Genomic DNA, 14048 nt, shown 5'->3' with positions numbered 1-14048 from the left:
CCGTTGCAGAACCGACCTCGCCCCCACAACGCAGAACCCCCGGAATGCCGGGGGTTCTGAGGGACTCACACGCCAGTGGCGCGCTTACCAGTTGCCGGCGCCCGGCACGTTGTGCTCGCGGGCGCGGCGGCGCATCAGCAGGTTCAGCCACTCCACCAGCACCGAGAAGCCCATCGCGGCGTAGATGTAGGGCTTGGGCACGTGCACGTCCAGGCCGTCCAGGATCAGCACCGCGCCGATCATCAGGATGAAGGCGAGCGCCAGCATCTTCACGGTCGGGTTGGCATCGATGAAGCGGCCCAGCGGGTTGGCGGCCAGCAGCATCACCATCACCGACAGCAGGATCGCGGCGACCATCACCGGAATGTGGTCGGCGATGCCGACGGCGGTGATCACCGAGTCCAGCGAAAACACGATGTCGATCACCGCGATCTGCGCGATCACGTAGCCGAACACGGCCGAGGCCTTGGTGGTGCTGGGATCTTCATCCTCGCCACCGCTGATCAGTTCCTTGATCTCCATGCAGCCCTTGATGATCAGGAACAGGCCGCCAACGATCAGCACCAGGTCGCGGATGGAGATGCCCATGCCGGCCACGGTGAACAGGTTTGCCGCCATGTGCGCCAGGTAGGCCAGCGATACCAGCAGGCCGATGCGGGTAATGCAGGCCACCGCGATGCCGAGCTTGCGGGCGAACGGGCGGCGCTCTTCCGGCAGCTTGCTGACAGCAATGGAAATGAACACCAGGTTGTCGATGCCGAGCACGATTTCCAGCGCGCTGAGCGTGAACAGGGTCACCCAGGCATTGGGGTCGGCGAGGAACTCAAAGGACATGGAAACTCTTCAAGGCAGTGGGGGAATGGGGTTTCAGCCGTAGTTGCCGGCCAGCGCGTGCGGAACCACGACCAGCGCCCAGCACAGCAACACGTTCATCATCAGCACGAACACCGCCGCCGAGCCCATGTCCTTGGCGCGGCCGGCCAGCTCGTGAATCTCACTGCCGTAGCGTTCGATCACCGCTTCGATGGCCGAGTTGGCCAGCTCCATCGCCAGCACCAGCAGCATCGAGCCGATCAGCAGCGCGCGTTCGACCGGCGTCTGGCCCAGCCAGATCGCAATCGGCGTCAGCAGGATCAGCAGGTAGACCTCAAGCCGGAACGAGGACTCGTGCAGCCAGGCAGCGCGCAGGCCCTGCCAGGACCAGCGGGCGGCCTGGAAGATGCGGCGCGGGCCGCGCGGCAGGTGGCCGAACTGATCAGCCACGGGTGGAACATCCAGCAACGGGGGCGCGGCGCAGCGACCGCTCAGACGCACGGCAGGGAATCATGGGTGCACAGGAATAGGCAGATGGCGGCCATTTTGCCACAAGGCCGCCAACCGCAGCCCGCGCCGGCCCGCTGAACGGCCTGCCAGGGGCAAGCAACGGCCCGGGCATGCTCCTATGATGGATGCCCCTTGCCTGCTGGAGCGCCTGATGTCCCGTCGCCGTACCTGCCTGTTGATGCTGGGCCTGCTGACTGCCGCACCGCTGGCCCAGGCGCTGAGCCCGGCCGAGTCGCCCCGTGTGCCAGAACAGGTCTCCAACGTGGCCTGGGCCGGCGACATGGCCCGCTTCGCCAGCGCCGACCAGTCCACCCCGCCGCCGCGCGGTGGCATCGAGTTCATCGGCAGCTCCTCGATCCGCTTCTGGGAGAGCCTGGCCACCGACTTCCCTGGCCAGCCAGTGTTCAACCGCGGCTTCGGCGGCTCGGAAGTGCGCGACAGCACCTGGTACGCCGACCGCATCGTGGTGCCGTATGCGCCATGCAAAGTGTTCTTCTACGCGGGCGACAACGACCTCAACAGTGGCCGCAGCGCCGTGCAGGTGCGCGACGACGTGGTCGCCTTCGTGCAGCGCGTGCATCGCGACCTGCCGAAGACCAGGGTGGAGTACCTGTCGATCAAGCCGAGCCCGTCGCGCGCGCACCTGCTGCCGGCGATCAACGAGGCCAACACGCTGATCAAGGCCGCGCTGGCCAAGCTGCCCAACACCGGTTTCACCGACATCTACACGCCGATGCTCGGCGCCGATGGCCAGCCGGATGCGACGCTGTTCCGCGAGGACATGCTGCACATGACCCCGGCCGGCTATGCGATCTGGACCAGGGCGCTGGCGCCGAAGGTCAACTGCAACTGAGCAACCCCATCCACGCATGGCGTGGATCTACTGCGGATCGCGGGAAACTGTCGAAGGCGGGGCGGTGTGGGTTTGCAGGACCGTTGGCGCCATGGATGGCGCCATCGAGCCCCCATGGACGGGTTTACGGCGTGTCCTGCAAACCCACACCGCCCCGCCATTCCACGGAATGCCCGCTTTTGATGTTGATGTTGCCTCGGCGGGTGCCGGGCGCAGCCCGGCAAAATCCCTCTACCGGAAGATCACCGTGGCCTCGGTGCCCTTGCCCGGCTCGCTGGCCAGGCTGACCTTCCAGCCGAAGCGGTCGCACAGCCGGCGCACGATCGACAGGCCCAGGCCGGTGCCCTGCGGACGGCTCGGCTCGGCGCGGTAGAACGGTTCAAACGCGCGCGACAGCGCCTCGGCGGACATGCCGATGCCGGTATCGCGCACCACCACCCGGTCATTGAGCACGTGCACGTCGATACGCCCTTCGTCGGTGTAGCTGCAGGCATTGCGCACCAGGTTGCTGACCACCACCTGCAGCACCCGCGGCGGTGCGTGCAGCTGTACCGGGCCGTCGCCGTGCAGGTGCACCGATACGGGCCGGTTGCCCAGCAGCTCGTTGGCGTTGTCCACCTCGTAGCGGACGATGTCGTTGACGTCGAACAGCTCGATCTGCGGTTCGACATCGGCCTCGCGGGCCAGGATCAGGAACGCATCGATCACCGCCTCCATGTCACGGCCTGCACGCTGGATGCGCTGCAGGCTGCGGCGCAGGCGCGGCTGCAGGGTTTCATCGCCAAGGGCCATGTCGCTGGCCACGCGGATGACGGTCAACGGCGTGCGCAGCTCATGGCTGGCATCACGGGTGAAGTTGCGCTCGCGCGCCACGTGCGCGCTGACCCGGTTGGCCAGCGAATGCAGTGCGGCCGCCAGCTGGCGGGTCTCGCCCTGCATGTCCGCCGGCAGCTTGTTCGGCTCCAGATCGGCCGCTTCGGGGTGGCCCGGGTCCCAGCGCGAGACGCGCCGTGCCAGCCAGTTCACCGGCGACACCAGGCGCTTGGAGGCCCGGTAGGTGACCCAGCTGGCGCCATACACCGCCAACAGGGTCAGCAGCACCGGCACGATGCCGAACCAGAACGCCAACATCTCCGCACGCGAACGCAGGAACACCAGGTACAGGCGGCCGGCCGGACGCACATCGACCAGTACCAGCTGGTCATCCTTGGGCAGCTCGTGGAAACCGGGTTCCAGGTTGCGCAGGTTGGCCGGCAATGACAGCGCCGACTGCCCGCTTTCCAGCAGGTAGCCGCGGATGTTCTGGGTATTGGGCGGTGGCTGCACCGGCGAGGCCTCGTGCAGCGTCCAGTAATAGGCCGCTTCCTCGCGCAGGGCGGCGCCGACCAGGCTGTGCTTGATCACCAGCGAAACCAGCCAGGCACCGAGCAGGATGCCCAGGCTGGCCAGGACTGCCTGCAGGATGAAGGCGATACGGATCTTGCGCGGCAGGCCGTGCGGCATTGCGGGGTCCCGGTCAGAGCGCTGCGATTATAGGCAGCGCGCTGCGCCGTAGTCGTGCACGGAGGATGACCGGCGGCAGTGCCGGCCGGTCATCCGTGCCCGGTGCGGGGTCGTTGCCCGGCCGGGCCTGATGCTGCACCGGCCTGGCCCCGATCAGGCCATCGGCTGGGCAATATCGGCAATGCGGTAACCGGCGCTCTGCACGGTGTGCAGCAGCGGACGGTCGAACGGCTTGTCGATGATCTTGCGCAGGTTGTACAGATGGCTGCGCAGGGTGTCCGAATCCGGCAGGCCATTGCCCCAGATCTCGCGTTCGATCTCCTGGCGGGTGACCACGCGCGGCGATTCGCGCATCAGGATGGTCAACAGGCGCAGGCCGATCGGCGACAGCTGCAGTTCGGTACCGGCACGGGTGGCCCGCATGCTGACCGGATCGAGCACCAGGTCGGCGACCTTCAGCACTTCCGAACCCACCTGGCGGCGTTCGCGGCGGATCAGCGCGCGCAGACGGGCTTCCAGCTCCTGGATCGCGAACGGCTTGGTCAGGTAGTCATCGGCGCCGAAACCGAGGCCGGTGAGCTTGTCGTCCAGCGTGTCGCGTGCCGTGAGCATCAGCACCGGGGTGGACTTGCGCGCATCGTTGCGCAGGCGACGGCATACTTCGATGCCATCCAGGCGCGGCAACATCAAGTCGAGCACCACGACGTCATAGCTGTTTTCCGCCGCGAGGCGGTAGCCATCCAGGCCGTCCTGTGCATAGTCGACTTCGAAGCCGCGACCTTCCAGGTATTCCCCGATCATCTCGGAGATGTTGCGGTTGTCTTCGACCACCAGCACCAAGCCGGAGGTCTCCTTCGTCTGACGCATGTGATTCCCTCTAACTTCAGCTTTGTGAAACATGCCGGATCGACGGTGGACGCGATGTGAAGTTCCGTCAAGAGGGTTGTAAATCATTCAGAGCAGGGGCCGCAGGAGTGGCCAGACGTTGTCCAGCACCCTCGATTGCGCCTGCGCTGTGGGGTGCAGGCCATCGGGCTGCATCATGCCCGGCTGCAGGGCCACGCCCTCCAGCAGGAACGGCAGCAGCGGCACCTTGTACTGCGTGGCCAGCGCCTTGTAGGCCGCGGCCAGGCGCTGGCGGTAGGCCGGTCCGTAGTTGGGCGGCACGTCGATGCCCAGCAGCAGCACCTTGGCACCGGCCTTCTGGCTGGCCTGCACCATTTTTTCCAGGTTGCCCTGCACCTGCGCCGGGGTCAGCCCGCGCAGCGCGTCATTGCCGCCCAGCGCGATCACCACCACGGTCGGCTTCTCCCTGGCCAGCAGGCCCGGCAGGCGGGTCAGCGCGCCGGCGGTGGTTTCCCCGCTCATGCTGGCGTTGACGATGCGCGCCGGGGTTTTCGACTGCTGCCTGACCCGCTGTTGCAGCAAGCTGACCCAGCCGGCGTCGGCAGGGATATTGTGGGCGGCACTGAGGCTGTCGCCGAGCACCAGCACGGTGCCAGCCGGACCTTTGGCACAGGCCAGCCCCGGCAACAGCAGGAACCCTAGCAGCAGCACCATCATCGCGCCGGCTCGCCGGCTCCATCCCGTCTTGCGCATTGGAGTCTCCTCATCGACAGCCTGTCCCCCCGCAGCGCGCCCGTCGCCATCGCCGTCGACCAGGTCGGCAAATCCGTGCAGGGCCCGGAGGGTGAAGTCCACATACTGGACAACATCACCCTGACCGTCCATGAAGGCACCAGCGCGGCCATCGTCGGCGCCTCCGGTTCGGGCAAGACCACCCTGCTCGGCCTGCTGGCCGGGCTGGACCTGCCCAGTCGGGGCCGCATTGCGCTGTCGGGCCAGGACCTGGGCGACCTCGATGAAGAGGCGCGGGCCCAGCTGCGCGCGCGCGAGGTTGGCTTCGTGTTCCAGAGCTTCCACCTGCTGCCGGCGCTGACCGCCGCCGAGAACGTCGCGTTGCCACTGGAACTCGCCGGGCGCGAGGATCGCACGCGGGTCGATGAAGTGCTGGCGCAGGTCGGCCTCTCCCATCGCGCCCGCCACTACCCGCGCCAGCTGTCCGGTGGCGAGCAGCAGCGCGTGGCGCTGGCGCGTGCCTTCGTCACCCGGCCGCGCATCCTGTTCGCCGACGAACCGACGGGATCGCTGGACCATGCCACCGGCCAGCACGTCAGCGACCTGCTGTTCGAACTCAACGCCGGCAGCGGCACTACCCTGGTGCTGGTCACCCACGACATGCGCCTGGCGCAGCGTTGCCAGTACATCCATCGTATCGACGATGGTCGCCTGCTGCCGGTCGAGCGCGGAGCCCAGGCATGAACCTGCTGCGGCACGCGTGGCGCGCGCTGCGTCGCGAGGCGCTGGCCGGCGACCTGCTCACCGTGTTCGCCGCACTGGTGCTGGGCGTGGCGGTGATGACCGCGGTGGGCACGCTGGTGAACCGGGTCAACCTGGCGCTGACCGGCAGCGCGGCGGAAATGCTCGGTGGCGATCTCGGCATCGCCGGGCGTGATGACCCGCCGCAGGCATTCGCCGACGAGGCACAACGGCGTGGACTGGCCTACACCCGCATCGCCAGCTTCGGCAGCGTGCTGTTCAACGGCGATGCCAGCCAGATGGCCAGCATCAAGGCGGTGCAGGCGGGCTATCCGCTGCGCGGCACGCTGCGGGTACGGGCCACGCCCGGCGGTACGATGATCACCGATGCCGGCATGCCACCCAAGGGCCAGGCCTATGCCGACCCACGCCTGCTGCAGGGGCTCGGGCTGAAGGCCGGCGATGATCTCGAGTTCGGCGCCGGCACGCTGCGCATCGCCGGCATCATCGAGGCCGAGCCGGACACCGGTGGCGACCTGCTGACGCTGTCCCCCACCCTGCTGGTCAACCGCGCCGATGTGGAAGGCACGGGACTGCTTGGCCCCGGCAGCCGCATCAACTACCGGCTGATGTTTGCAGGACCGCCCGGGCTGGTCGCGTCCCTGCGTGAGTGGCTGCTGCCACAGGTGAAGGGCCTGCGCCTGCTGAGCGTGGATGACACCCAGCGCGGCGTGCGCCAGGCCTTCGATCTGGCCGGGCGCTTCCTCGGCCTGAGCGCGCTGCTGGCGGTATTGCTGGCGGGCGTGGCCACCGCATTGGCGGCCAACCGCTTCGCGCTGCGCCGCATCGACCAGGTGGCGATCCTGCGCTGCCTGGGTGCGCGCCAGCGCGACATCCTGCTTGGCCTGGCACTGCAGCTGCTGATGCTGGCGGTGCCGGCCTGTGCGCTCGGCATCGGCCTGGGCATGGCCGCGCAGGAAGGCCTGGTGCAGGTACTGGGCAGCCTGGTGCCGCAGCGCCTGCCGTTGCCCGAGGCGATGCCTGCGCTGACCGGCGCCGGCATCGGCCTGTTGCTGCTGTTCGGCTTCGGCCTGCCACCGCTGCTGCGCCTGCGCGGGGTGCCGCCGATGCGGGTGCTCAACCGTTCCTTCGCTGCCCTGCCGCCGGCGTCACTGCTGGCCTATGTGGCAGCGCTGGCGGCCAGCCTGCTGCTGGCGGTACAAGTCACCGGCGACCTGAAGCTGGCGTTGTGGGTGCTGGGCGGCCTGGCCACGCTGGCACTGGCCGCCGGGGTGGTCGGCTTCGTGCTGCTGCAACTGCTGCGCGGCCTGCAGCACCGCCTGCACGGCCACTGGCGGCTGGGCCTGGCCGCGCTGACCCGGCGCCGGATGCTGGCGGTAATGCAGCTGGTCGGGCTGTCGCTGTCGCTGTGCGCGCTGCTGTTGCTGGCCGTGACCGGCCCCGGCCTGCTGCAGCAATGGCGCGAGCGCCTGCCGGCGGACACGCCCAACTACTTCCTGATCAACATCCAGCCCGAACAGCGCGACAGCGTGCTGGCCACGCTGCGTGGACTGGGCGCCGGTGACGCCAGCATCGAACCGATGGCCACCGGCCGCCTGATCGCGATCAATGGCAAGCCACCGCTGCGCGTGGACCGCGAGCCCGGTCAGGACGGACAAGCGGCACAAGGCGAAGGTCAGCGCGATGACGACGACGAGAACCGGCCGTTGAACTTCAGCTGGCGCAGCACCTTCCCCCCCGCCAACACGCTGGTCAACGGCACCTTCTGGAAGAACGACAGCACGGCGCCGGAGGCATCAGTGGAGATCGGCTGGGCCAAGCGTTACGGCCTGTACCCGGGCGACCGCATCACCATTGCAGTGGGCGAGCAGGAACGCGAGTTCACCGTCACCAGCGTGCGCAAGGCGGACTGGAACACCTTCCGGCCGAACTTCTTCGTGTTGCTGAACCCGAATGCGGTGGGCGAAACCCCGCACAACCTGCTGTCGGCCTTCCATCTGCCGGCCGGCAAGGCGGCGGGCCTGGGCGAACTGGTGCGCGCGCAGCCGAACCTGTCGCTGCTGGACGTGGATGCGGTGATTTCGCAGGTGCGCGATGTGATGGAGCGCGTGGCGCAGGCGGTGCAGCTGGTGATGGTGTTCAGCCTGCTGGCCGGCGTGCTGGTGCTGCTGGCCGCGCTGCAGGCCACCGCCGGCGAGCGCCGCTACGACAGCGCGGTACTACGCACCCTGGGTGCGACCCGGCGCCAGTTGCGTGGCGCGGTACTGGTGGAGTTCGGCGCGCTGGGCACGCTGGCGGCGATGCTGGCGGTGGGCGCGGCCGCTGCGATCGGCGTGGCGGTCTCGCAGAAGGTGTTCGAGCTGCCATTGCTGCCGCCGTGGCCGGGGCTGCTGATTGGCGGCGTAGTCGGCATCGGCTTGAGCCTGCTGGCGGGCTGGTGGGGCACGCGGGCGATCCTGCATACGCCGCCGGCATTGGCGCTGCGCGAGGCCTGAGGCCGCGTCGGACCCGGGTGCGTGCCGAGCAAGCTCGGCACCTGCCAAAAGCACATGACGGCGTTGCCAGTGTTCAAGGAACAAGCACATCCACGCATGGCGTGGATCTACTGCGCCTTTTCCACGTACTTGGCGAAGACCTCGTCGATCTGCGCGTCCTTCACCTGTTTGCCGGACTGGATCTCTTCGGCCTGGGTGAACAGCGGGATGATCATCGCCATGCCATCGAGCTTGGTCTTCAGGTGCACGCCCGGGGCCTGGCCGAGGAAGCCGTCCCAGCGCTGGCGCACTTTGGCCCAGTAGCCGGCGGTGGCCTTCCAGTAGGCGCGGGCCGGGGTGAAGTCGACCTCGGTTGTCTTGACGTAGTCGTTGAAGCCGAACTCGCGGGCGATCTCCACCTGGCTGCCGTCGGCGTTGCGCTGCACCTTGGTATTGAACTGCTCGTGGGTCCAGCCATTGGGCGTGAGCGTGTGGCGGTTGACCACGGCCAGCGCGTTGTAGTCGCTGCGCTTTGTGTATTCACGACGCGGCAGCGGGCGCCAGCTCAGGTCGCTGGTCCAGCTCGGCACGTTGTTGGTGTACGTCCATTTGCCGGTGCCACAGTAGCGCGGTGCATCGCTCACTTCATACACGCACTGGGTCCAGGCGCCCTGGTTCACCGCTGCGGGAATGCGGCGTACCTGCCAGGTCTGGTCGGCGCTGAACTCGAAACGGCTGGGCGCTTCGTAGACCCAGTCCTGGCGCCAGTGCTTGGTGATGTGGCCGCTCTTCTCGTCGAGCAACAGGTGCTGCAGCACGATGCGCTGCGGGGTGTCCTCGACCACGATGACCACTTCGCTGCCGCCGCTGCGCATCGCCGGCGCACGCTCGTAGCCGGGCTTGAGCAGCACGGTCTCGTCGAACGCGAAGTCGACGGTGTACTCGCCCTGCATGGCGAGGATGCTGTCGTGGTCGCGGGCGATGTCGGAGGGCTGCGCGCTGGCCACGCCGCTGGCAGCGAGCAACAGCATGACGCTGGCTGTCTGGAACTTCATCGGGTCTTCCTTCGGGGTTGCAGGTTCGTTGAGAGGCCTTCCAGGGCCGGCGGGCGTTCCATCAGGAAAGGATCACAGGCGGATCAGCGGCAGGTCGCCGGGAATACGGGGTGTCGGCCGGCGCGCGGCGTCGGCGCAGCAGCAATCGTCGATCGCCAGCTCGCCTTCGGCACCTTCCAACCGAGCGATGCGACGCGCGGTGGCCGCGCCCAGCGAGGACAGGGTCGACAGGCTGGCTGCCAGCGTGCGGCCCTCGTCCGCGGCATGCAGGCGCAGCGTGCACAGGCGCCAGCGCTGGCCACCAAGATGGCCGGCCAGGCGCCGCCACAGGCGTTCGCCGACACTGCCATCTCTGTCGTGCTCCGGGCCCGGCGGCAGCGCCGCGACCAGCCGGTCCCAGGCCAGGAAATCGCTGTCGGGCAGCAGGTACAAGCGCCACACGCAGCGGCCGCGGGTATCAAGGAAACACAGGCTTTCGCGTATGCCCTCGCTGTCCACGCCCTGGCAGGCGTGCACGCGCACCGCCTGGCGCCAGCCACCCAGCTCGTTGCCGTCGGCGTGGTACAGGCACAACACGGTGCCGAGCGTGGCCAGCTGTGCCGGGGTCGGCCAGGCCGCGCTGCCCTGCACGGCGATGGCGTCATTCCTGCGTGCGGACAAGGCGCGGCTCATGAGGTCACCAGGAAACGGCAAGGCTGGCGGAAAGGGTGCGGCCCGGGCTGGTGTAGCGATCCAGCACGCGGCTGGTCGCAGACAGCGTCGAACCCACGTTGGACCAATCGATGTAGCGCTTGTCGCCCAGGTTGAACACGCCGACGTTGAAGGTCGCGCCCGGGGCGAAGTTCCAGTGCGCCATCAGGTCGGCCACGCCGTAGCCGGCCGGGCGGTACACCGTCGCTGCAGTGACGCGGTCCTTGCGCTTGACGAAGGTACCGGCCAGTTCGACGCCCCAGGCGTCGGTGTCGTACATCAGGCCGACGGTGCCGCGCAGCGGGTCGACCGAATCCAGCGGAGTGTCCTCGGTCTTGTTGTCGCCGCGCGACCAGGCCACCGAGCTGCGCAGCGCCCAGCCCTGCAGCGCCGGGTTGATCTGGCCGAAGTCAACGCCAGCCTTCAGTTCGGCACCGTAAATGCGCGCATCGGCGATGTTGCGCGACTGGAACACCATCAGGCCCTGGGCGTTGGTGCCGACCAGCGACTGCGACTCGATGAAATCCTTGTATTCGTTGTAGTAGCCGCTGACGCTGACGTAGGCGGCCGGTGACAGGAAGCGCAGGCCCAGCTCCATGCCATCACTGGTTTCCGGCTTCAGGTCCGGATTGGGGATGGCGGTGTAACCGAAGGCGAAGTTGGTGAAGCCCAGGTTGACGTCGTTGTACGGCGGCGAGCGGAAACCATGCGAGTAGCCGGCGAACAGCGACCATTCGTCGGTGAAGCGATAGACCACGCCCAGCTTCGGCGAGACGCTGGTCTTGGTCAGCCTGGCCACCGCAACGCCGGGATTGTCGTCGGCGAAGATGCTGTCCACTTCCGGCTTCAGCTCGTAGCGATCCACGCGCACGCCCGGCACCAGCGACAGCTTGCCGCCGGCCATGCGCATTTCATCCTGCGCGTACAGGCCCAGCTCGGTGGTCTTGCTGATCGGGAAATCGCGTACCGGGAAGGCGTCGGGCAGGATGGTGGTGCTGGTCTGGCCATTGGCCAGAACCTGATAGCCGTCGCGCTTCTGGCGGATCTCGGTACGCGCACCTTCGAAGCCGTAGGTCAGCGCGTGTTCGACACTGCCGGTGCTGAACGCCTTGTTGAATTGTGCCTGCAGGCCGTACACGCGCTGGTCGAAGTTGAACCCGCGGTGGCGGCGGCTGCGGTTGGCGCGGTCTTCGTCGGTGATCTGGTTGGTCTCGCTGTGCTGGGTATACAGCTGCCAATGCAGGTTGTCGGCGAAGCCCTTGTCCAGCGCATCCATTTCATGGGCGAACGACACGCGGGTGCGGTTCTGCGTGTCGCGCGCCTTCATGCCGGTGGTGGTGGTGCGGTCGATCGAGGACAGCACGCTGGTATCGGTGTTGTCTTCGTTGCCTTCCACGGTCAGGCGGAAGCGCTGGTCCTCGCTCGGTGCATAGACCAGCTTGGCCAGGCCACTGCGACCGTCGCGGTCCTGCGGGTTGGGCGCGGTACGGGTGTTGTCGAGGCTGCGCACATCGCCCTTGTTACCGGTTTCCTGGCCCTGGCGATGGTTGATGTTGACCATGCCGCTCCAGTGTTGGCCGCCGAACGCGCTGGTCACGCCGCCGAGCAGGCCCTTCCACTCACCGTCGTAGCCGAACTTCAGGCCGACGTAGCTGTCCTTGCCATCCTTGAGGTAATCGGCCGGATCCTTGGTGACGAAGGCCACCACGCCCCCGAGCGCGTCGGAACCGTACAGCGAGCTGGCCGGGCCGCGCACGATCTCCACGCGCTTGAGCGTGTCCAGATCGGTGAAGTTGCGGTTGGCGTTGGAGAACGAGCCGATGTTGAAGCTGGTGGGCATGGCGATGCCATCGGTCTGCACGCGCACGCGGTTGCCGTCCAGGCCACGGATGCGGATGCTGCCAAGGCCGAAGCGCGCGGCGCTGCGGCTGACCGACAGGCCCGGCTCGTAGCGCAGCAGATCCTTGATGTCCTGCACCAGGTGCCGGTCCATCTGCTCGCGGTCGATGACATCCACGGTGGCCGCCACGTCACTCACTGCCCGCTCGGTGCGGGTGGCGGTGACCTGCACGCGGTCGAAGTCGCGCGCATCGGGCGCGGCGGTGGCCGCGGCGGCAGCATGGGCGGACAGCGGCAGGGCCATCCAGACGGCGAGGCAAAGGGCGGTAGGGCGGGTCATCGGGTTCGTTCGGTCAGGCAGGGGAACCCCCGGTTACCGGCGCACCCGGGAGGTGCACGCGGTAGACCGAGGGGGAGAGAGCGGGCGCGGACGGGTCGCCCACCCTGCCGGCGCTGCCGGCAGGAGGGAGGGAGGCGGGCGACCAGGCCGCGGTTACTTGGTCAGGATCAGCTTGTCGTTGCTGGTGTGCCGCAGGCGGTAGAAGCGGTCGCCGTGCTGGATCAGGATTTCACGACGGCCCTTGAGCAGGGCTTCGCTGTCGATCACCTCTTCCGGCGGAACGACACGGACCGGGCGATCGCGGAGGGTCAGCGTTTCGGGGCGCAGCAGTACAGGTTGAGCATTCATGAGCATCTGGACTCGTGCGAGGGACGAGTCAAATGATAATGATTCTCAGTTGACAATCAACAACCATTCTCAATTTGATTGATGGGATTAATGATCGAATTCGAAAATTCGATAGTCACCATCAATCAAAAGACGGGCACAGCGCTTTTGTAGAGTCGAGCCATGCTCGACTGCTCCTGGCACCGTCGCCTGGAAACGCACGCGCTGCGCGCGGAGTCGAGCATGGCTCGACTCTACAAAGACCTGGTCAATCTGAAGTCCAGCATGGCTCGACTCCGCAAAGGGCTGTCAGGCGAAGGCGGCTTCGACCTGCGCCCAGCCAGCCGCATCGACCTGCTCCAGCACCTCCAGCGCCTGCAGGTTCTGCAGCAGCTGGCTGACCCGGCTGGCGCCGAGAATCACGCTGGAGACGTTCGGGTTGCGCAGGCACCAGGCAATCGCCAGCGCGGCCGGGGCGTGGCCCAGCTCACGCGCTGCTTCGCTGAAGCGGCGCACCTGGGCCAGGCGGGCCTCGGCGTCGTCACCCAGCACCAGCGCCTGCAGCCATTCCATGCCCTCGCGGCCCAGCCGCGCATCGGCCGGAATGCCCTGGTCGTACTTGCCGGTCAGCAGGCCCGAGGCCAGCGGCGAGAAGATGGTGGTGCCCAGGCCGGCACCGGCATACAGCGGCGCATACTCGACCTCGACGCGTTCGCGGTGCAGCAGGTTGTACTGCGGCTGCTCCATCGACGGGCCCTGCAGGTTGCGTGCTTCGGCGATGTCCAGCGCCTGCTGGATCTGCACCGCCGACCACTCCGAGGTCCCCCAGTAGAGGATCTTGCCCTGCCGCACCAGGGTATCCATGGCATGCACGGTCTCGGCGATCGGCGCGTCCGGATCCGGGCGATGGCAGTAATAAAGGTCCAGGTAGTCCACCCGCAGGCGCTTGAGCGCAGCATGGCAGGCGTCGGTCACATGCTTGCGCGACAGGCCGCGCTGGGTCGGCCGTGGGTCCTTGGCGCTGCCGAAGAACACCTTGCTGGAGACGCAGATGCCATCGCGCGGCAGGCGCAGGTCGGCGATCACATCGCCCATCACCTGTTCGGCGCGGCCGTTGGCATAGCCCTCGGCGTTGTCGAAGAAGTTGACGCCGTGGTCCCAGGCGGCAGCCACCAGGTTGCGGGCCTCGTCGCGCGGGATCTGGTCACCGAAGGTCACCCAGGCGCCGAAGGACAGGGCGGAAATCGGCAGGCCGGTGGAGCCCAGGCGACGGTATTGCATGCGAATCTCCTGCTGCGGGCCCG

13 protein-coding genes are annotated in these 14048 nt (G+C 67.6%); 3 read left to right on the top strand and 10 right to left on the bottom strand.

What is annotated here, in order from left to right; genetic code table 11:
* Positions 1-84 precede the first annotated feature (84 nt).
* Positions 85-834: a TerC family protein gene (locus tag AC10QF_RS08330; RefSeq protein WP_005415336.1), complete on the bottom strand. Its 750-nt coding sequence runs from the start codon at positions 832-834 to the stop codon at positions 85-87.
* A gap of 33 nt (positions 835-867) precedes the next feature.
* A complete protein-coding gene (locus AC10QF_RS08325) occupies positions 868-1263 on the bottom strand; it encodes a diacylglycerol kinase (protein ID WP_005415335.1) in 396 nt (131 codons plus the stop codon).
* 211 nt (positions 1264-1474) lie between these two features.
* Here AC10QF_RS08325 and AC10QF_RS08320 point away from each other — a divergent pair, with 211 nt between their 5' ends.
* Entirely contained in the window at positions 1475-2176 is a 702-nt protein-coding gene (locus AC10QF_RS08320) for an SGNH/GDSL hydrolase family protein (protein ID WP_197575279.1), read from the top strand.
* A 231-nt stretch (positions 2177-2407) separates the two neighbouring features.
* Here the strand turns inward: AC10QF_RS08320 and AC10QF_RS08315 are convergent, their stop codons facing one another.
* The 3 genes from AC10QF_RS08315 to AC10QF_RS08305 all read right to left on the bottom strand — a co-directional run bounded on the left by AC10QF_RS08315 (position 2408) and on the right by AC10QF_RS08305 (position 5278).
* Positions 2408-3679 carry a sensor histidine kinase gene (locus AC10QF_RS08315; RefSeq protein ID WP_494542039.1) on the bottom strand — a complete coding sequence of 424 codons (1272 nt, stop codon included), beginning with the start codon at positions 3677-3679 and terminating at the stop codon, positions 2408-2410.
* Between the two features lie 153 nt (positions 3680-3832).
* The gene (locus tag AC10QF_RS08310; protein WP_002811889.1) at positions 3833-4546 is read right to left on the bottom strand and encodes a response regulator transcription factor; all 714 of its coding nucleotides are present in this window, start codon (positions 4544-4546) and stop codon (positions 3833-3835) included.
* A gap of 87 nt (positions 4547-4633) precedes the next feature.
* Complete coding sequence (locus tag AC10QF_RS08305) at positions 4634-5278, bottom strand: arylesterase (RefSeq protein ID WP_494542038.1); 645 nt, start codon at positions 5276-5278, stop codon at positions 4634-4636.
* Positions 5279-5353: 75 nt separating this feature from the next.
* On the opposite strand from AC10QF_RS08305, the gene AC10QF_RS08300 reads away from it, so the two are divergent.
* A complete protein-coding gene (locus tag AC10QF_RS08300; protein WP_005415330.1) occupies positions 5354-6001 on the top strand; it encodes an ABC transporter ATP-binding protein in 648 nt (215 codons plus the stop codon).
* The gene (locus AC10QF_RS08295; protein WP_494542037.1) at positions 5998-8514 is read left to right on the top strand and encodes an ABC transporter permease; all 2517 of its coding nucleotides are present in this window, start codon (positions 5998-6000) and stop codon (positions 8512-8514) included. Before AC10QF_RS08300 ends, AC10QF_RS08295 begins: the two co-directional genes overlap by 4 nt.
* 107 nt (positions 8515-8621) lie before the next feature.
* On the opposite strand, the gene AC10QF_RS08290 is transcribed toward AC10QF_RS08295, so the two are convergent.
* The 5 genes from AC10QF_RS08290 to AC10QF_RS08270 form a co-directional block, all read right to left on the bottom strand.
* Positions 8622-9548: a DUF6607 family protein gene (locus AC10QF_RS08290; protein ID WP_065186809.1), complete on the bottom strand. Its 927-nt coding sequence runs from the start codon at positions 9546-9548 to the stop codon at positions 8622-8624.
* Between the two features lie 72 nt (positions 9549-9620).
* Positions 9621-10220 carry a ChuX/HutX family heme-like substrate-binding protein gene (locus AC10QF_RS08285; RefSeq protein ID WP_065178741.1) on the bottom strand — a complete coding sequence of 200 codons (600 nt, stop codon included), beginning with the start codon at positions 10218-10220 and terminating at the stop codon, positions 9621-9623.
* 4 nt (positions 10221-10224) lie between these two features.
* Positions 10225-12417: a TonB-dependent hemoglobin/transferrin/lactoferrin family receptor gene (locus AC10QF_RS08280; protein WP_494542036.1), complete on the bottom strand. Its 2193-nt coding sequence runs from the start codon at positions 12415-12417 to the stop codon at positions 10225-10227.
* A 153-nt stretch (positions 12418-12570) separates the two neighbouring features.
* On the bottom strand, positions 12571-12765 hold the full coding sequence (gene hemP, locus AC10QF_RS08275; RefSeq protein ID WP_005412278.1) for a hemin uptake protein HemP: 195 nt from the start codon (positions 12763-12765) through the stop codon (positions 12571-12573).
* Between the two features lie 288 nt (positions 12766-13053).
* On the bottom strand, positions 13054-14025 hold the full coding sequence (locus tag AC10QF_RS08270; RefSeq protein ID WP_065178787.1) for an aldo/keto reductase: 972 nt from the start codon (positions 14023-14025) through the stop codon (positions 13054-13056).
* Positions 14026-14048: the final 23 nt, after the last annotated feature.

This window comes from Stenotrophomonas maltophilia complex sp. Om-AH-Sm3 (assembly GCF_059337855.1).
The sequence above is the reverse complement of the archived record's forward strand: the minus strand, read 5'-3'. Positions and strand labels throughout refer to the sequence as shown.